Source organism: Kocuria gwangalliensis (assembly GCF_039544365.1).
GTDB classification, from domain to species: Bacteria; Actinomycetota; Actinomycetes; order Actinomycetales; family Micrococcaceae; genus Kocuria; species Kocuria gwangalliensis.
The window spans coordinates 241,432-260,323 of record NZ_BAABLN010000034.1; the positions used below are offsets into that span (position 1 = coordinate 241,432).

Below are 18,892 nucleotides of genomic sequence, written 5' to 3' on the forward strand. Positions count from 1 at the left end.
GGGCCCGCTCAGCCGTGCATCGAGTACATCGACTCGACAATGGCCTCCAATTCCTTGTCGGTCGCGAGATCATGCGGGCGAACTTCCTTGTCCTCGCTCACGTAGTAGAACGCGGCGGAGACATCCGCCAGGTCCAGGCCGTGCAACCGCGCGAAGGCCAGACGGTAGAGCGCCAGCTGCCCTGACTTGCGGCGCAGGTCCTTCCCCCGGGGCACGCGCCCGGTTTTCCAGTCGATGAGTTCCCAGCCACCCGAGTCCGTGCGGAAGACGGCGTCAATGCGACCGCGGACGGTCACCGAACCCACTGGTGTCTCCACGGGTAACTCGATGGCATACGGCTGACGGCTTGCCCACTGACTGTTCTTGAACGTTTCGGCCAGCCCGGGAAGGTCAAGTTCTTCATCCACATAGTCATCCGCGCCGGGTAACTCGTCCATGTCGAAGATCGCCGAATCCCCGAAGAAGTTCTCGACCCACGTGTGGAACGTGGTGCCGGCACGAGCGGCAGAACCGGGGCGGGCGGGCATGGGACGGCGCAGTCCCATGATGAACGCCTCAGGGTTGGTGTCCATGGCCACCAGCGCAGACGCGGACACGTGTGACGGCATGTGCACGGTGTTGCGCTGCTCCACCGCATCGCGCTTGGCCAGAAGAAGTTCCGCCTCTCGCCGCCATCGGGTGACCATTGCGCCGTGTTCCCCCTCTTCGAGGTGTTGCGCGGTGAGCTCCCGGGTAGTATCGAAGCCACCGGCCTGCACCGCGTGTGCCGCGCGGTCCATGCGTGCACGCCGCCCGCTGTGCACCGGTGTCGAGACCGTGACCTTTTCCCGACCGTCCACGGAGCGCTCCTTCCGGACGATCTCCGGGCCTTCCAGGGGATCGTACGGCCACAAAGCGCTCACCACGGTGTCCGCCTGCGGATTCTCGGTGCCCGGTTCCACCTCCGCCCACTCCCCCAGTTCCACTCCCGGGTGGGACTCCTCCGTCATGGCTCGCACGGCGTCCAGGAAGACCGACGGCTCATGTGCCGTCTTGGCCGTCCCACGGAACACCGAGCACGAGAGCTCGAGCAGTGTCTTGGCTCGTGTGCACGCCACGTATGCCAGACGACGTTCTTCGGCCTCGTCGTGCGCGCCCGCGTCTTCCAGGAAGAGTTCGAAGGATTCTTTGAACGTTTCCACGTCCGTGGGATCGGCATTCCATTGCGGTAACTGCTGAGCATCACCGCGCAGCGGCCAGGGCAGTTTGGCGGCGTCTCCGGTCCACGCGGACTTTCTCTTGGACGGGAAGTCCCCCTGATTCATGCCCGGCACATACACGTGATCCCATTCCAGGCCCTTGGCCGCGTGCACGGTGAGCAGCTGTACGGCGTCGTGTCGGGTGTCCTCGGGGGGCAGCTCCAGCCCGTTCTCCTCGTGCGCGGCAGCCTCGAGCCAGGAAAGGAACGTTGCGACGTCGTGCGTGCGAGTGGTCGCGCTGAACTGGACGGCCTGGTCGTAAAAGCTGTCGATGTTCTTGCGCGCCTGAGCGGGCGTCATTCCGGGGTTCGCTGCCAACTCCACGTCCAGACCGAGGGTCGTTTCCACCTCGTGGATCACGGAGGTGAGTTCATCCCCGAGCGCCGACCGCAAGTGACTGAGCTCGGAACCCAACCGCCGCATCCGGCCCAGAGCTGGGGCGCTGATCGAACGGCCACGATGGGACACCCAGGTGTCCGACGGCAGCGTTTCAATGGCCTCGATCAGACTGGCCCGGTCCACGATGTCCCCCTCGGCCACCGTCTCCGTAGGGTCCTGCGCGGGTAGTTGGGCGAGCTCTTCCGCGGAGAGCTCGGTCCCCCGGGCAGCGGCGGCACGGGAGCGGGATGTTTCGAGATGGCCCGCCCAGTCTCCCAGTGCCGCGAGGTCCTTGGGGCCGATCCGCCAGCGAGCACCCGCCAACAACCGGGCCAGGGCGTCGGAACGGCCCGGATCGGTCAGGACGTAGAGCGTGGCCACGATGTCAGCGACCTCGGGGGTGCTGAGCAACCCGCCCAGCCCGACCACCTCGTAGGGCACGTCCAACGCTTCGAGTTCCAACCGGATCGGTTCGAACTGGGCTCGCTTTCTGCACAGGACCGCCATGGTGGGCATCTCCTCCAGCGGCTGGCCCTCGTGCGCTCCCCGCTGTTGGGCTATGGCCCGCGCCGTGGCCTGGGCTTCGTGCGAGTCCGTGACGTACCGGCTGACCCGCACGGACCCCACCGAGGCGTGGGGTGAGGCATCGAGCGGGGGAACCTGTACGGTACTCGCGGAGCGGTTCCACTCCGGGGGCGTTCGCAGGGGCGCGGCAATCCGGTTGGCGACCTCCAGGACCGACTGACAGTTGCGCCACGCGACGGTGAGGAAACTCGAATCCGCAAATGCTGCCGGCTCGGCGGACTGGCCGTTACTGCGCGGGAAGTTCTCGACAAAGCTGAACAGTTGTCCCGCCGATGCCCCGCGGAACCCGTAAATGGACTGCTGCGGATCGCCCACGGCCATGACGCAGTGACCCTCACCGAACAGCCCGGAGAACAACTTGAGCTGGGCGTGGGAGGTGTCCTGGAATTCGTCCAGCAGGACCACCTTGAACCGGTCGCGCTCGGTGGCACACGCTCGAGGATCGACGTTGACGATCTCTGCCGCGAGTGCCAACAGGTCGCCGTAGTCCAGGGCGGACTCGTAGGCCTTGGCCCGTTGGAACCGCTCGACCAGCTGCGCGAGAAGTTCCGTGGTTTCCAGACGGTTGAGGGCGTCCTGGGCCGGCTTACCAATGCTCTTCTTCCGCCCCACGGGTGGGACGTCCGCGCAGCTCATCCGGAACTGGTGGGCCCATTGACCGACACGGGCCGGAGCTACCAGGTGCTCGGAGGACTCCGACGCCAGACTCATCAAACCGGCGGTGAGCGTGGAGACGGCGGCCATGCTTTCCGGCAGCGGCCCGTCCCAGCTCTCCACCAGACGGTGCGCCAATTGCCACGCTTGCGCCTGTCCCAGCAGAACGGTGTCCGCTTCGACGCCGAGTCGCAGTCCGTAGCTGCGCACCAGAGAGTTCGCGTAGGAGTGGTAGGTGCTCACGGTGGGTTCCTGCGGCACCGCGGGATCCTCCGTGGCACCGGGCTCGGGCGCGAAGGGTGACTGATGGGGGGCCGTGGCCAGCTGCGCGTCCGGACCCAGCAGTCCCGAGCGGCGCAGCCCGCGTAGTTTGCCTTGGATCCGCTCCGCCAATTCACCGGCGGCCTTGCGGGTGAAGGTCACGCCCAGGATCTGTTCCGGTTCCACGAGTTTGTTGGCCACCAACCACGCCACGCGGTCGGACATGGTGGTCGTCTTTCCGGAGCCCGCTCCGGCCACCACGAGCCGCGGCGTCAGCGGAGCGGCAATGACCTGGGCCTGCTGCTGGGTGGGCGGGAAATCCCCCAGGGCCTCGGCAATGTCGAAGGGAGAGTACTGGGGGGTGGTCATTGTTCGCTCACCTGTCGACCTTCTGCGCACAACGGACACACCCAGGGCAGAGTGCACCGTAAACCAAAACTGGATCCGTGTTCCGAATCATGCCGTGCTTCGAACCGCGTTCCCGCAACCAGCTCGGCGGCACGCGTAATGAGATCCCTGGCCCAAACATGGTCCGGGTCCAGGGGCGGCTGGTGTTGGGTTCCCACCTTTTTGGCGCTCGTTCCCAGTTGCACCAGCAGTGCCCCGCCCGGTTGGGCAATGACAGTTCCCTGGGGCAGCTCAATGGGCTCGGAGGCCGCGTGCCGTACCGCTGCCTCCGGGTCTTCACCGACGGCTGCAGCCTTTTCTCTGAGCTCGACCTCGCGCCGCATCTGCTCGCCCGCCCCGGCTTGCAGTGCGACCTGGTAGGCGCCCAGCTGCGGGTGATTCTCGATCTTCTTGCCCACCGGTTGGGACTTCCCTGTCTTGAGATCGACCACCACATGATGGCCGTGGGAATCAACCTCGAGCCGGTCCACCCGACCGCGCAACAGAGCATCCCGGGCGGCGCCCCGCACCAGCACGTGGAAGCTCCCCTCGACACCGACCAACTCTCGACCGTCGTCCTTACGCGCATTGATCACGTACTCCGCGAACTTGCCCAACATGGCCTCCGCACGCTCCAATTCGGCATCGGTGACCCACCCCGGTGGCATGCCCAGGCTCGGCCACCGGCGGCGCAGCTCGGCAATCAGCTCCGTGCTCGGAGAGTCCGGCATGGTTTCGGCAATATCGTGCACGAGCGTTCCCAGGCTGCGGCTGAAGTCGGTGACCTCCTCGGCCTTGGCCTCGCTCACGAACCAGTCCAGGGGCGAGCGGTGAATGGTTTCGATCTTGGAGGGTGACACCGGAATGGGCTCGTGCGGGGCGAACAAGGGCCCGTCACTGCTGAGCGGTGCCCACCCCCACCATTCGTTCGGATCCGCCCCGCGCACGGGTTCCGAAAGCGATGTGAACTCATGCAGCAGCCGTGCCGCCGCTTCCCCCAATTCGGGGGCCTCATCCGCAGCGAAAACCGTGCGTCGTAGCGAACCTGTCAGTTGGCGCAGGGTCAGTGGCACGGGAGCAGCCAGGTGTTCGAGCTCGATACCCGAGTCCTCACCGTCCCATCCGGAGGCCACCAGGTCCAACAGCTCGGACGGCTGCTCGTCCTGATTGGAGACCGCCGAGACGACGAGCGAGGAGCTCGCGCGTGACACCGCCGTGGCGAACTGACGCAGTTCATCGAAGCGCACTTGTCGCAGCCGGTCCAGTGGTCCGATCCGCGCGGCTTGCTCCACCCCGAAGTCCAAGGCATCGGTGAGGACGTCCGTTCCGAGCAACTGGCCACGCAGGGTCGTGTTGGGCCACACACCCTGCTGCACCCCGGCCACGACCACGTGTTCCCATTCCCGGCCCGCGGATCCCGCCGGAGTCAGGATCGACACGTTGTCCTCGGCCGGGGCGCGAGCGGCCAGGGTGTCCATGGGCAGTTCTTGGTGCTCCATGTAGTCCATGAAGGCCTGAGCGGTGGCTCCGGGAACCTGGTCCACAAAACGTTCGGCGGACTCGAAGAGGCCCACTACGGCGTCCAGATCGCGATCGGCTCGCACCGAATCCGCGCCACCCGAAATAGCCCGCCGCCGCCACGGCTCGGCCACCCCGGACGCATCCCAGAGCGCCCACAACACCGATTCGGCGGTGGCACCGGGTACGGCCAACGCCTCTTGGCCCGCCTGCAACATGTCCGCGATCCGATGGGCCGGGCCCGATCGCACTCCGGCGGCCTCGAGCAGCACACCGTGGGTCAGGGCCTCGACCAGCAGGGTGTCACTGGTGCGGCCACCGCCGCTGCTCAGCTCATGGACCCGCAGCCGCTGCCGGATACGACGCACATCCATGGGTGACGCGCCCCCCAGCCGTGATGTCAGCAATGACACGGCTGCTTCTGCGGTGAGCAACCGTGGCCGCTCATCACCGGCCGCGGTGCCCTGGGGCTCATCCGTATCGACTTCAACGCCTGCCTGCTCGGCATCCAGCAACAGCCGCAGCGCATTGAGCAGGGGTATCACGGCCGGTTCCTCGCGCAACGGGGTTTCCGCCGCGGAGGATGTGGTGGGGACACCCAGGGACGCCAACTGCCGCGTCAGTTCGGACAGCTGGGCGCCGCTGCGTACAATCACCGCCATCTCCCGGTAGGGCACGCCTCCCAATACATGCAGCCGCAGGAAATGGTCCGCGCACCATCGGGCCTGAGCAGTGGGCGAGTCGAAGACCACCGCGCGCACCGAACCAGGGTCCTCCCCCGGCGATTCCGGTGCTCGGTTGGTCCGGGCCCCTGCCACCACCGAAATGGCCCGGGAGACCCGCTGCCACGATTGATTGATCTTCGCGGGGAGCCTGTGCGTGAGCTCCAGTGACCTCCGCTGCAGTGGGTACCGATCCGTCCCGACTCGGTCCCCAAGAGTCCGCAGCAGGTCCGGTCGGGCACCTCGGAATCCTTGCACGGTGGTATCCGGGTTGGCGGTGTAGATGGCATCCGCTCCGCGCGTCAGTACACCGATCATGCGGTGGACGGATGGCGTGGCCTCCTGAAGGTCGTCCACCAGGACCACGGCCAATCGCGCACGTTCCTCCTCGAGGAACTCGGGGTTCTCCTCGAGCACCCTGGCGGCCCGGTCCACGAGCGCGGACGGGTCGAAGGCGTTGGGCATCCGCAGCGCACGCACTTGCTGGTACTCCGCACGAAAGGCCGCAGCCGTGCGCCATTCCGGGTGCCCCAGAGGTTCCGCCCACCGGGCCAGTTGTTCCGGGGGCATACGATATTCGTTCATCCGGTCGAACAGTTCGCGCAGTTGTCCCCTGAATCCGCGGGTTTGCAAGGCACGATCCAGATCGGGAGGCCACACCATTCCCGTCCCGTGTCCCGCGGTGTGCCCGCGCATCATGTCAGCAATGAATGCATCCTGTTCGGGCCCCGACAGCAGCACGGGTGCCTCGACGACACCGGGTAGCAACCCCTTCCCATGAGCTCGACGCAGCAGGTCGAACGCATACGCCTGCCAGGCCCTGACCAGTGGCGTGCTGATGGTCGCTGCCGCCCGTTCACTGATGGCATCGCGCAGTTCCGCGGCCTGGGTTCGAGACGGCGCCAACACCAACAGTGACTGCGGATCCGCACCCGCCGCCAGACGATGCACCACGAATTCCACGACCGTGCTCGATCGCCCGGTTCCCGGAGCACCCAGCACCAGCACCGGCCCGTGCCCCGGTTCCAGCTCGATCACGGCCCGCTGGTGCGCGTCCGGAATGAACTCCCGGCCCCTCCCCGTCACGGTGCGCGGCGGAAGAATCCGCCATGGGGTCTCGTGCTGCATCTGCATGTTCCCATCACATCACGCCCGGCGGACACGCATAACAACACTCACGGGCCGAGCCGGTAGCGTGATGGCCATGCCTTCCCCGCAGCACCACTCTTCGCAAGAACAGCCGGCTCTCTTCGACGTACCCGAAACCGTCCGAGCTCCGGAGGGCACAACAACCGCGGAGAATCCCGTGCAGGACACGCTGTTCGACATCGACCCCGCAACGCCCTGGACCGAACTCCCCAGGGCGTGTTTCGATCTGGAAACCACCGGGCGCGATCCGCAGACCGCCCGCATCGTCACGGCATCGGTGGTGCTCGTTGCCCCGGACGGTACGGTGCTCGAGGAGTGGGAGTGGCTCGCCGATCCCGGCGTGGAGATCCCGGAGGCCGCGGCCGCGGTCCACGGCATCAGCACCGAGAAGGCGCGGACCGAGGGTCAGTCCGCGAGCGACGTCGTCGCCGAATTGACCACCGTGCTGAGCGAACTGTGGACGGACGGTACGCCCGTGCTCGCGTTCAACGCCGCCTACGATCTGACCGTGCTGGCCAGGGAGTGCGAGCGTCACGAGGTCCCCGGGGCCCAGCCGTTCCCGGTGCTCGACCCGTTCATCCTCAACAAGCAGGTCCACCGGTTCCGCAAGGGCAAACGCACGCTGGGTGCGCTGTGCGAGGAGTACGGCGTGGTCCTGGACGCCGCCCACACCTCGGCGGCGGACGCCCTGGCCACCGAGCGGCTGGCCGCCGCCATGGCGCAGAAGTTCGGCGAGTTACAGACCTCGGCGAGCGAACTCCACCACGCGCAGATCGGCTGGGCCGCCGAACAGGCGGCCTCCCTGCAAGAATATTTCCGACGCCGCGATCCGGACGCCGTGGTGGACGGCACCTGGCCGGTCCACCCGCGGGGCTGACCAACCGTCAGCGCCAAGCCGCGGGAGCCCTTGAAAACGAGTCACCAGCCAATGAGGCCTTACTGCACGGTAGACCGCTCTACCGTGCAGTAAGGCCTCATCACATGGCGTGCCACCCGCGGACCGAGAATCAGCGCTGCTCGGGCTGCGCCTCCGCGGCGGCCTGAGCCGCGGTCGGCAGGGCAGAAATGATCCGGTCCATGGCCGAGTCGTCGTGGGCCGCGGACAGGAACCACGCCTCGAAGACCGACGGGGGCAGGTACACGCCGGCCTCCAGCATTGCGTGGAAGAACGGGGTGTAGCGGAAGGCCTCCTGCGCCTTGGCATCCGCGTAATTGTGCACACCGGTGTCGCGAGTACCGAACGCGATCGAGAAGAGGTTGCCCGCTTCCTGAATCGAGTAGTCCACCCCCGCGGCGTCCATCGCCGAACCCAGGGCGTCCCGTAGTTGCTCGGAACGACGATCGATCGTCTGGTAGGCAATGCGATCGGCGCACTTGAGCGTGGCCAGCCCGGCCGCCATGGCGATCGGGTTACCGGACAGCGTGCCCGCCTGGTAGACCGGACCGATGGGCGCCAAGTAATTCATGACGTCCGCGCGACCACCCAGTGCCGCGGTGGGCAGGCCGCCGCCGATCACCTTGCCGAACGTGAACAGGTCCGGGGCCCAGCCGCCCTCGGCCTCGTTGCTCAGGCCCCAGTAGCCGGCCTCGTGCACGCGGAAACCGGTGAGCACCTCGTCAAAGATCATGAGCGCACCGTTGTCGCGGGTCACGCGGCGGATCTCGGCGTTGAAGTTGTTCTCCGGGGTCACCACGCCCATGTTGCAGGGGGCGGCCTCCGTGATCACCGCGGCGATCTCACCCGGGTGATCCGCGAACGCCCGTTCCAGGGCAGCCACGTCGTTGTACGGCAGCACCAGCGTCTGGGACGACGTCGCTTCGGTCACGCCCGCCGAGCCGGGCAGCGCCAACGTGGCCACGCCCGAACCGGCCTCGGCCAAGAGCGAGTCCACGTGACCGTGGTAGCAACCGGCGAACTTGATGACCAGGTCACGGTCGGTGAACCCGCGGGCCAGGCGCAGCGCGGTCATGGTGGCCTCGGTGCCGGTGGAGACCATGCGGATCTCCTCCACGGGTCCCACACGATCCACGAGCAGCTCGGCCAGCTCGGTCTCTCCGCGCGTGGTCGCGCCGAAGGACAGCCCGCGCTCCACGGCTTCGTGCACCGATTCGAGCACCACGGGGTGGGAGTGGCCCAGCAGCGCCGGACCCCACGAACCCACCAGGTCCACGTACTCGCGGCCGTCCACGTCGGTCAGGTACGGGCCCTTGGCCGCGGAAATGAACGGCGGGGTTCCGCCCACGGAGTTGAAGGCGCGCACCGGGGAGTTCACCCCACCGGGCATCACGCGTTGGGCACGGTCGAACAGTTCTTGGGAGACACTCATGAGATTACTTGGTTCCTTCCACCGGGCATCACCCCGATCACGTGCGCCGCGGCCGGTCTGGGCCCGCGCGGCGGTAGTCTGACTTAGTTCCCGTTGTCCTGGCGGTACCAGCGCGCCAGTTCGGCGGCGTAGTACGTCAAAATCGAATTGGCTCCCGCGCGCTTGATGGACAGCACGGATTCCTTGACCGCCGCGTCGCGGTCAATCCAGCCGTTGCCCGCTGCGGCCTCGATCATCGCGTACTCACCCGAGATCTGGTAGGCGGAGACGGGCACCGGGGACACCTCGGCCACGTCGCGCAGGATGTCCAGGTAGCTCATGGCCGGCTTGACCATGACCATGTCCGCGCCCTCGTTCAGGTCCAGTTGCAGCTCGTGCAGGGCCTCGCGGCGGTTGGCCGGGTCCATTTGATAGGTCTTGCGGTCCCCGGTCAGCGCCGAATCCACGGCCTCGCGGAACGGCCCGTAGAACGCCGAGGTGTACTTGGCGGAGTACGCCAACACGGAGACGTCATGGTGGCCGGCGGAATCCAGTGCGGCCCGGATCACGCCCACCTGACCGTCCATCATGCCGGAAGGACCCACCATGTGCGCGCCGGCCTGAGCCTGGGCCACGCCCATCTCGGCGTAAATGCGCAGGGTCTCGTCGTTGTCGACCACGCCGTTGTCATCGAGCACGCCGCAGTGGCCGTGGTCGGTGAATTCGTCCAAGCACAGGTCGGACATGACCACGATGTCATCGCCCACCTCCGCCCGCACCTGAGCAATGGCGTGGTTCAGGATCCCGTCCTCGTCGAGGGAGGCCGAACCCACGGCGTCACGGGTCTCCGGGATGCCGAACAACATGATGCCGCCCAATCCCAGCTCCACGGCCTCCGCTGCGGCCCGCTTGAGCGAGTCCACGGTGTGCTGAACCACTCCGGGCATGGACTGGATCTCCACGGGCTTGGAGATGCCTTCCTTGACGAACGCCGGCAGGATCAATTCCGCCGGGTGCACACGGTTCTCCGCGGCAAAGCGGCGCATGGCCGGGTTGGTGCGGAGCCTGCGCGGGCGTGACACCAGGTCGTACAGCGGTGCGTGTGAGCTCACGATGTTTTCTCCTCGGTCGAACTAGTGATCTTGAGTACATCTTCCATGGCGCGATCCACGGCCGCCACCAGGGCTGCCGGACTCGGATCGTCGGCGACAACGGGTGCAAGACCGCGGAGGCGCAGCGCGGCGGCGGTGGGCTCGCCAATGGCCACCCACTTCGTCTCATCGGGCGGTCGCGGTTGGTCGTCCAGCAGGGCAGCAACGCGCGACGGCGCCGTGGCCACCACCGCGCCGAACTCGCCGCGCGCGCACTGGTCGCGAGCGGCGTCGGCAGCCAGAACGGGTGGGTCCTGCGCGGAGCCGACGTCCGGGTGCAGGGGTGTGGCCGCAGGTGCGGGGACCATCCGGTACGCGACGGCGGTCGAGACCTCGTAGCCGCGCTCGGTCAGCCCATCGGCCAGGGTCGGCGAGGCGAGCTCCGACGCGGGCACCAACGCTGCCTCCCCGGTGGATGCGGACGCGTCGGGCCATTCGGCCAGCATTCCGGCGGCGCTCTGTTCGCGCTGCGGGGTGAAGTCCACGCCGATCCCTGCCTTGCGCAAGGCCGACGCCGTGGCGCGACCGACCGCTGCGACGGACAGTCTGGGTGTGCTCGCCCGCGCTCGTTCCAGGGCACCACCCCACCCCGGATCGGAAGCCACCGCAGCCAGTGCCAACACCGTGTTCGCGGACGTGACGGTGAGCCACGTGGGAACCTGAGGGCGAGCGGCCCGCTCGAGCACGCACCGCAGGGCAGTGGTGTCCTCCGGCAGCTGTGCCTCGAGCAGCGGGGCCACGCGCACGTTGTACCCGCGGTCCCGCAGCAGCCCCGTGAGTTCACGGGACGAAGCAGGATCGCGGGTGACCAACACGCGGGACATCACAGGGTCAACCGCGCCAATCGATCGGCGCCGGCGGCCAAGAGTTCATCCGCGATCCGCACTCCCAGGGCGGCCGCTGCGTCCACGGACAGTTCGTCCGTGGCTTCCGATCGGCGCATGACCTCGGTGCCGTCCGGATTGGCGACCACCACGTCCAGGTGGAGATCACCGCCGACCACGCGGGCGTAGGTTCCCACCGGGGCCGCGCAACCGGCCTCCAGGCGCGCCAGCACAGCACGTTCGGCCGTGACGGCCAGTCGGGTGGGCAGGTCGTCCACGGCGGCCAGTCCGCGGGCCAGGGGCGAGTCCTCGGCGAGTTCGCTCGAGACCTCGAGGGCCAAGGCACCCTGTCCCGGTGCGGGCAGCATTCGTTGCGGATCCAGGTATTCGGTGATCCGGCCCTCCAGACCCAACCGTTTCAACCCCGACGCCGCCAGCACCACCGCGTCCAGGTCGCCCGGGGCCACTCGGTTGAGACGCGTGCCCACGTTGCCGCGGATATCGACAATTTTCAGATCGGGACGCAGCGCCCGCAACTGGGCCACTCGGCGCGGCGATCCCGTGCCCACCGACGCACCCTGCGGAAGCTCGTCCAGGGCGAGACCGTCGCGGGCGCACAGGGCATCGCGCGGGTCCTCCCGCTCGGGAAGCGCCGCGATGACCAGGCCCTGAACCGGCGCGGTGGGCAGGTCCTTGAGGGAGTGCACCGCCAAATCCACATCGCGATCCAACAGTCGAGCGCGCAACGCGGTCGCGAAGACTCCGGTGCCGCCCATTTGCGACAAGGGCCCGGTCAGCACATCACCCTCGGTGCGCACGGTGATCAGTTGGGGGCTCAGACCCGCAGCCGCTCCCACGGCGTCTGCCGCGTAACCGGTCTGCGTCATGGCCAGTTGGGAACCACGCGTTCCGACCCTGAAGGTGCTCTCGGTCACCGGTACATCACCTCGCCCTGATCGTCCATGCCCACGGCTATGGGTTGATCCAGCGGGGTCTGTGCCACGGTGGGCCGCGGTGCCGACTGGCCGCGCAGGATCTTCTTGCAGCAGTCCGCGGGACAGTTGTCGAACCAGGTTCCCTCCCCGCACGCCGAGACGCGCGGCGGTGCCGTCTCGGTACCGAGCCGCTGTTCGATGGCGTCCGCGAGCGCTCCCACGAACGCGGGGTGCGTTCCCGCGGTGGCCACTCGTTCGAAGGCGATACCGGCCTCGGCCGCGGCGTCCTTGGCCTCGGTGTCGAGGTCCCACATGACCTCCATGTGATCGGACACGAAGCCCACCGGCACCACGGCCACACCCCGGACCCCGGACTCGGGAAGCGTCTCGATCACGTCACAGATGTCCGGTTCGAGCCACGGGATCTGCGGCGGGCCGGAGCGGGACTGGTAGACGAGCTGCCAGTTCACGTTGTCCATGGCGTCGCCGAGTTGCGCCACGATCCAGCGTGACGCGGCCAGGTGCTGGGCCACGTACGCGGAGTTCTCCTCGAACTCGATGCGTTCAGAACCGGAAGCGTGGGCATCGGTGTCCGGGACGGAATGGGTCGTGAAGAGCACCTCCAGGGCGCCCTCCCCCACGCGTTCACGCAGCGCCGCCAAGGCATCCCGCAGACCCTGGACCGAGGGGGTCAGGAACCCGATCTCGTCGAAATACGGGCGGACCTTTTCCACGTGCAGGGTGTCCGCCAGGCCGAGTTCCTCCAGCCCCATTCCGTAGTCCTCGCGGTACTGGCGGCAGCTGGAATACCCGGAGAACGCGCTGGTGGCCAGGATCAACAGGTCCTTGTAGCCGCGGTCGTTGCACTCCGTGAGCACATCGGCCACGTACGGGGCCCAGTTGCGGTTGGCCCACAACAGGGGAACTTCCACCCCGCGGCGGCGAAGCTCCGCTTCCAGCGCGTCACGCAGCGCACGGTTCTGGGCGTTGATGGGGCTCACGCCTCCGTTGGCGCGGTAATGAGTAGCCACTTCTTCGAGGCGCTCGTCCGGGATGCCGCGACCACGGGTGACGTTGCGCAGGAACGGGATCACGTCTTCCTGGCCCTCGGGGCCACCGAAGGACGAGAGGATCACGGCGTCGAAGGGACGAGGCTCAGCGGCCCGAGCGGCGCTCAGGGCATTGGTGGTTTGCTGGTCGGTGGGTGTCATGCTCAGCGCAGCACCTCGGCGATCTCGGCCGTCCCGATCCGGCGCCCCGTGTAGAACGGGGTCTCCTCGCGCACGTGCAACCGAGCCTCGGTGTTGCGGAACTCGCGCATCAGGTCCACCAGGTCCACGAGCTCGGGGGCCTCCAGGGCCAGCAGCCACTCGAAGTCGTTGAGCCCGAAGCACGCAATGGTGTTGGCCAGCACCTGCGGGTAGTCGCGGGCCTTCATGCCGTGGTTCTTGAGCATTTCGGAACGGCGTTCGGAGTTCATGTAGTACCACTCGTAGGAGCGCACGAACGGGTAGACGCACACCCACTTCTCGGGGGCGATACCGCGCGCGTACGACGGCGCGTGGTTGCGGGTGAATTCTGCGTCGCGGTGCACGCCCATGGCGTTCCACACCTGCCGGGTACCACCCAGCAGCGGCTGGCGCCGGATCTTGCGCACAGCTTCCTGCAACACGTCCGCCTCGTCACCGGTCAACCACACCATGAGGTCCGCGTTGTCGCGCATCCCCGATACGTCGTACACGCCGCGCACCGTCACGTTGTCCCCGGACAGTTCCTGGACCAGGCGATCGAACTCGGCCTGGTTGGCCTCGGAATCGGCGTCCGGGGTGCGGTCTCCGGTGCGCTCCAGCACGGTGTAGACGGCCCAGTACAGCTTCTCCTCGTTCTTTGCCTCCGTGTCGACGGCGGACTGCTGTGCCGCGTGTACGTGCTCACTCATCGTGTGTGTCCTTTCGATGCTCGAATCATGGCTGAAGTCTTAATCACGCTTTGCGGGGTGGTCGTACCCGTGGTTGCGTAGCAGTTTCGCGACCTGCTGCCGCGTATCGGTCACGACGGCGGCCAGTCCGGTCCCGGACAGCCACGCGCCCACGGCGATCACGTTGGGGATGTCCCTGATCGCCCCGCGGAACTCGGCCACGCGCGTGCTGTGCCCCACGTCCGTGCGCGGCAGGGCGGCGTGCCATCGCACCACGTCCGCGCCAATCAGTTGCTCGGGGCCGATGTGCACGCCCATCAGGGTGCGCGCATCGCTGAGCGCGAGAGAAATGAGGTGGCCGTCCGGCAGCGCAACCTCTGGCGGTACCGAGTCGTGGTCGGAGTCGGCGCGGCCGTAGGACAACCGCAGCACGTGGCGGTGTTCGCCGGCCTCGCGCTGGACCCACGCCCATTTGGCGCTCGAGTGTGTCAGGGCCTTGGCGCGGACCTCTTCCACATCGGAACTGACCAGCAGGCCGGTCCCGCGCGGGGCGCCGTCGAGCTCCGGGCAGTCGAGCACCAGGGTGGCCAGGGCCACCCGGGGCCCCGTCTTCGGGGAGTACCGCTGCGAATCGGGTAAGTGCCCGCCCATCAACCGCACCGTGGTGGGGCCGTCCGCGGCCATGACCAACAGTTCACCGCGGGCCACCGCGGTCTTGTCCCCGTTTGCGGGTTGCCGCTGGATGACCATCCACCCCGGACGGCGGGGATCGCGGTCCAACGCAATCACGTCGTAATCGGTCACGATCTTGACCCCGCGTGCTTCCACGTCGCGCACCAAACGCTCGCTGAGCTGATTCATGCCGCCGTCCAGGCTCGCCACGTTGGCACCGGCGGGACTTTTCGCGCGTAGCGCGCCGGCGGCCGCGCACAGGCTTCCGTGTTCGCGGAGGCCATTGCGCAGCCCGGGGGCCACTGTGTCCACGTCCAGGTCATTGGGGTGGGTCGAGTACACGCCGGAGACGAAGGGCGTCACGAGCCGGTCGAGCACACGCTGGCCCATCCGGGCACGGACCAGCGCACCCAGCGACCGCTCTCCCGCGCCCACGGAGGCGGGCAGCACCCTGTCCATGCGCGCCCGGGCCATTCCGGAACGACCCAGTGCGCACCGCAAGGACGGCGCCGCGGGATCGGCGGGGATTCCCAGCACCCCGCTGTTGGGTGCCGGCATGGCCCCCTCGGGCAGGTACAACCATGAGCCGGAGGGATTCGGGGTGACCACCCGGTCGCTGAGGTTCAGGTCCTCGAGTAGTTGGGGAACGGCGTCGGAGCGAGTGGCGAAGGACTCCGCCCCGGAGTCGAGGACCAGACCGGCTACTTCGTGGGCGCCCACCGCGCCACCGAAGTGATCGGCGGCTTCTACCAGCGTCACGCGCAATCCGGCGACCGCAAGATCCCGCGCCGCGGTCAAACCGGCAACGCCACCACCCACGACCAAGGCCGTGCGGGCCTTGCGTTGAGTGCCGGTCTGCGTTGCACCGGGCGAAGAAGTCACTGCGTCTCCTCATGAATGAAGGCCACCAGCTTGGTCAATACCTCCGGGTCGGTTTCCGGAGGAACACCGTGACCGAGATTCACCACGTGTGCGAGCGCGCTCTGGCCGCGGCGCAGAACGTCGCGAGCGTGGTCGCGCAACACCGGCCAAGGGGCAGCCAGTAACGCGGGGTCGATGTTGCCTTGTACCACCGTACGCTTTCCGACCCGCTCCACGGCAGTGTCCAGGGGGATGCGGTAATCGACGCCCACGGCGTCCGCGCCGGCATCCCGCATGGCGGCCAGCAGCTCCCCGGTGCCGGTGCCGAAGTGAATGCGCGGCACACCGAGATCCGCGACCGCGGCCAGGGCGTCCGCGGAGTGCCGCTGGACGTGTTCCAGGTAGTCAGCCAGCGACAATGATCCGGCCCACGAGTCGAAGAGCTGCACCGCGGACGCACCGGCCTCGACCTGAGCGCGCAGGAACGCACCGGAGGTTCGAGCGGCCCACTGTGCCAGGGCGTCCCAGGCCTGGGGGTCCGCGTGCATCATGGTGCGCGGACGCAAGTGATCCCGGGACGGTCCCCCCTCGACCGCGTACGCCGCGATCGTGAACGGGGCGCCGGCGAAACCGATCAAGGGAGTGCCACCCAGGAGTTCGACGGTCCGGGAGACGGCCTCTCGAATGGGATCGAGGGCGGCATCGGGAAGCTCTGGCAACGCGGCGACGTCGGCGGCGGTGCGGACGGGCTCGTCCAGGACGGGCCCGCGGCCGGCCACGATGTCCACGCCCACACCGGCGAGCTTCATGGGGACCACGATGTCCGAGAAGAAGATGCCGGCGTCCACCTTGTGACGGCGCACCGGCTGCACGGTGATCTCGGCGGCGAGCTCGGGGGTGAGGCAGGCCTCCAACATGCCGGTCCCCACGCGTGCTTCGCGGTACTCGGGAAGCGACCGCCCCGCCTGTCGCATGAACCACACCGGAGTATGGGGAGCGTCCAACCCGCGCAGCGCACGGATCAGCGCGGAGTTGGCAATCTCGTCACGCTTGAGCGGGTGGTCCGAGCTCAATGCTGCAATGCGTTGATCCCACGACTGCTGCTCGGTGGGCTCAGTTCGGTGTGCGGGGTCGCTGGGCGCGGCGGCGCGGAAATCCTGGGAAGTCATAGTGCTTCCCATTGTGCCAAGGAAAGATGGGAGTTTTATTGACGAACTGTCCGCGTCCGAGCAACCTGCGTGCGGCATGGTTATGCTGAGTACACCAGAAGTGTTCGTCTAGAATGGCTGGATTGTGGTCCTTTTCTGTCTTGTCGCCTCGCACCGCTCCGTCGACCTCAACACCGTGGCACGGCTCAGTACCGGTGCCCTTGGTGTGGCTGAAGAAGCGGTCTCGGAAGGTGCCCTCAATGGCGCGGTGACCCTCTCCACGTGCAACCGGCTGGAGCTCTACGGCGAGCTGAAGACCGACCAGTACGGAGATCCCACGGGACAGGTGACCCGTGCCCAACAGGAAATCGTGGAGCGTATCGCGCAGCGGGCGGGACTGGACGAACGGTTCGTGCTGGAAACCATGGACGCCTACACCGGCGTGGAAGTCCCCCAGCACCTGTTCACCGTGGTGTCCGGGCTGGAATCCGCCGTGGTGGGCGAACGTGAAATCACCGGTCAGGTCCGCCGCGCCCTGAATCAGGCGCAGCAATCCGGCACGGTCTCCAGTCATCTGGTTCAACTCTTCGAATCCGCCGCCCGCACCGCTCGCGAAGTGGGTTCCCGCACCGAACTCGGTGAACGCGGCCGGTCGATCGTTTCCGTGGCACTGGACCTCGCAGACGACATCACTGCGCGGTCATGGCCGCAGCGCCGCGCACTGGTCTTCGGAACCGGCGCGTACGCCGGGGCCACCATGGCCGCTCTGCGCGATCGGGGCTGTGCGGATATCGAGGTGTACTCGGGATCGGGGCGCGCCGAGCAGTTCACCGATCAGCGCGGGGGCAGTCCCGTCTCCGACGCCGATCTACCCGCCGCGCTGCGCCGCGCGGACGTCATCATCGGGTGCTCCGGCGGTTCCTCCCCCATGTCGGCGTCGGCCTTCCCCGAGGGCCCGCGCACCGTGGTGGACCTGGCGCTGACCCGCGACTTCGACCCTGCCATTGCGGACCTGCCGGACGTGGAACTGATCAGTTTGGAATCCGTGCGCGTGGCCGCGCCGGAGGAAACCGGGGAATCCGTGGCCGCAGCCAGTGACATCGTCCTACAGGCCGCCCAGAAGTTCGAAGCCGCCCAGAACGCCCGCGCCATGGACGACGCGATCGTCGCTCTGCGCAAACACACCATGGCCGTCCTTGACGCCGAAATGGAAAAGGTTCGCTCGCACCACGGCTGCACGGGTGCCGAGGATCAAATCGAAATGGCCATGCGACGCATGGTCCGTTCGTTGCTGCACACCCCCACGGTGCGAGCACGGCAGTTGGCCTCCCAGGGCCGAGCAGACGAATACATCACCGGATTGGAAGCGCTGTACGGCATCGAGGTGGCCACCCCGGTACACCGAGAATCCATGCAGAATCCCCCCGCGGAGCAATCCCCCTCGACTACTGCGCGAGATCGCGCGGTCGGCTAACCATATGGCGGACACCCCCGCCACGAGGAGGACCACAATGAATCTGCAACCGAACAGTCGACCGGAGCAAACGCTCACCGGTACCTCCACGTACGGGCGGGCACCGCGCATGGCCAAAGAAGACCGCCGGGATCAGCTGCTGACTACGGCACTGAACGCTTTTGCGGACGGCGGATACCACACCACCTCGATGGACGACATCGCCGCCGCCGCCGGTGTGTCCAAACCCGTGCTGTACCAGCACTTCCCGGGTAAACGAGAGCTGTACTTGGCCCTCGTGGAGCACACGCTGGTGGATCTGTCGGCCAAACTGGACCATTCCTTGGCGTCAAGCGACGTGAACCGCACACGCGTGGAATCCATGATCAACACCCACTTCGAGTTCGTGGAACACCAACCCCAGGCCCACCGCTTGGTCTTCAGCGCGGATCTGTTGGCCTTCCCGGAGGTCGCGGACAAACTCAATGACTTCTATGACGGCATTGCCGGCATCATTGCGTCCGTACTCGGACCGAACGTGGGACTGCCCCACAACCAGGCCGCCATGCTGGGGCGAAGCCTGGTGCAGATGGTGCAGACCGCTGCCGTGTACTGGGCGCAGCACCCGGGCAGTGTCAACCGGCAGCAAGCGCAGCAGCAGGTGTTCCGTTTAGCCTGGGGCGGAATCAGCATCCTGGATGAAGACTGGCAGTGAGGGACTCCTAGACTGAG

At 67.3% G+C, this 18,892-nt stretch carries 13 protein-coding genes; 3 read left to right on the forward strand and 10 right to left on the reverse strand.

What is annotated here, in order from left to right; genetic code table 11:
- Positions 1-8: 8 nt before the first annotated feature.
- Both ABEA06_RS12250 and ABEA06_RS12255 read right to left on the reverse strand, forming a co-directional pair.
- A complete protein-coding gene (locus ABEA06_RS12250) occupies positions 9-3,485 on the reverse strand; it encodes an ATP-dependent helicase (RefSeq protein WP_345311651.1) in 3,477 nt (1,158 codons plus the stop codon).
- Positions 3,482-6,877, reverse strand: a complete 3,396-nt coding sequence (locus ABEA06_RS12255) for a PD-(D/E)XK nuclease family protein (protein ID WP_345311652.1) — start codon at positions 6,875-6,877, stop codon at positions 3,482-3,484. The genes ABEA06_RS12250 and ABEA06_RS12255 overlap by 4 nt, the downstream gene beginning before the upstream one ends.
- 70 nt (positions 6,878-6,947) lie before the next feature.
- Here ABEA06_RS12255 and ABEA06_RS12260 point away from each other — a divergent pair, with 70 nt between their 5' ends.
- Positions 6,948-7,769 carry a 3'-5' exonuclease gene (locus ABEA06_RS12260; RefSeq protein WP_312395560.1) on the forward strand — a complete coding sequence of 274 codons (822 nt, stop codon included), beginning with the start codon at positions 6,948-6,950 and terminating at the stop codon, positions 7,767-7,769.
- Positions 7,770-7,899: 130 nt separating this feature from the next.
- Here the strand turns inward: ABEA06_RS12260 and hemL are convergent, their stop codons facing one another.
- From hemL to hemE, 8 genes are all read right to left on the reverse strand, one after another.
- Positions 7,900-9,219 carry a glutamate-1-semialdehyde 2,1-aminomutase gene (hemL, locus tag ABEA06_RS12265; RefSeq protein ID WP_345311653.1) on the reverse strand — a complete coding sequence of 440 codons (1,320 nt, stop codon included), beginning with the start codon at positions 9,217-9,219 and terminating at the stop codon, positions 7,900-7,902.
- An 83-nt stretch (positions 9,220-9,302) separates the two neighbouring features.
- The gene (gene hemB / locus ABEA06_RS12270; RefSeq protein WP_303382210.1) at positions 9,303-10,310 is read right to left on the reverse strand and encodes a porphobilinogen synthase; all 1,008 of its coding nucleotides are present in this window, start codon (positions 10,308-10,310) and stop codon (positions 9,303-9,305) included.
- Entirely contained in the window at positions 10,307-11,173 is an 867-nt protein-coding gene (locus ABEA06_RS12275; protein WP_345311654.1) for a uroporphyrinogen-III synthase, read from the reverse strand. Before ABEA06_RS12275 ends, hemB begins: the two co-directional genes overlap by 4 nt.
- Positions 11,173-12,108, reverse strand: coding sequence for a hydroxymethylbilane synthase (hemC, locus tag ABEA06_RS12280; RefSeq protein WP_303382208.1), 936 nt, complete (start codon positions 12,106-12,108; stop codon positions 11,173-11,175). Before hemC ends, ABEA06_RS12275 begins: the two co-directional genes overlap by 1 nt.
- Complete coding sequence (locus ABEA06_RS12285) at positions 12,105-13,319, reverse strand: ferrochelatase (protein ID WP_345311655.1); 1,215 nt, start codon at positions 13,317-13,319, stop codon at positions 12,105-12,107. Before ABEA06_RS12285 ends, hemC begins: the two co-directional genes overlap by 4 nt.
- A gap of 2 nt (positions 13,320-13,321) precedes the next feature.
- The gene (hemQ, locus tag ABEA06_RS12290; protein ID WP_345311656.1) at positions 13,322-14,047 is read right to left on the reverse strand and encodes a hydrogen peroxide-dependent heme synthase; all 726 of its coding nucleotides are present in this window, start codon (positions 14,045-14,047) and stop codon (positions 13,322-13,324) included.
- Between the two features lie 39 nt (positions 14,048-14,086).
- Positions 14,087-15,580: a protoporphyrinogen oxidase gene (gene hemG / locus ABEA06_RS12295; RefSeq protein ID WP_345311657.1), complete on the reverse strand. Its 1,494-nt coding sequence runs from the start codon at positions 15,578-15,580 to the stop codon at positions 14,087-14,089.
- Positions 15,577-16,728, reverse strand: coding sequence for a uroporphyrinogen decarboxylase (gene hemE, locus ABEA06_RS12300; protein ID WP_303382204.1), 1,152 nt, complete (start codon positions 16,726-16,728; stop codon positions 15,577-15,579). Before hemE ends, hemG begins: the two co-directional genes overlap by 4 nt.
- A gap of 124 nt (positions 16,729-16,852) precedes the next feature.
- On the opposite strand from hemE, the gene ABEA06_RS12305 reads away from it, so the two are divergent.
- Positions 16,853-18,181, forward strand: coding sequence for a glutamyl-tRNA reductase (locus tag ABEA06_RS12305; protein ID WP_345311658.1), 1,329 nt, complete (start codon positions 16,853-16,855; stop codon positions 18,179-18,181).
- 37 nt (positions 18,182-18,218) lie between these two features.
- Positions 18,219-18,875, forward strand: a complete 657-nt coding sequence (locus tag ABEA06_RS12310) for a TetR/AcrR family transcriptional regulator (RefSeq protein WP_303382202.1) — start codon at positions 18,219-18,221, stop codon at positions 18,873-18,875.
- Positions 18,876-18,892 lie beyond the last annotated feature (17 nt).

Coding starts and splice junctions, on each gene's coding strand:
- ABEA06_RS12250 (WP_345311651.1), bottom strand. CDS start 3,485: ATGACCACCCCCCAGTACTCTCCCTTCGACATTGCCGAGGCCCTGGGG.
- hemE (WP_303382204.1), bottom strand. CDS start 16,728: ATGACTTCCCAGGATTTCCGCGCCGCCGCGCCCAGCGACCCCGCACAC.
- ABEA06_RS12275 (WP_345311654.1), bottom strand. CDS start 11,173: ATGTCCCGCGTGTTGGTCACCCGCGATCCTGCTTCGTCCCGTGAACTC.
- hemQ (WP_345311656.1), bottom strand. CDS start 14,047: ATGAGTGAGCACGTACACGCGGCACAGCAGTCCGCCGTCGACACGGAG.
- ABEA06_RS12260 (WP_312395560.1), top strand. CDS start 6,948: ATGCCTTCCCCGCAGCACCACTCTTCGCAAGAACAGCCGGCTCTCTTC.
- ABEA06_RS12310 (WP_303382202.1), top strand. CDS start 18,219: ATGAATCTGCAACCGAACAGTCGACCGGAGCAAACGCTCACCGGTACC.
- hemL (WP_345311653.1), bottom strand. CDS start 9,219: ATGAGTGTCTCCCAAGAACTGTTCGACCGTGCCCAACGCGTGATGCCC.
- ABEA06_RS12285 (WP_345311655.1), bottom strand. CDS start 13,319: ATGACACCCACCGACCAGCAAACCACCAATGCCCTGAGCGCCGCTCGG.
- ABEA06_RS12255 (WP_345311652.1), bottom strand. CDS start 6,877: ATGCAGATGCAGCACGAGACCCCATGGCGGATTCTTCCGCCGCGCACC.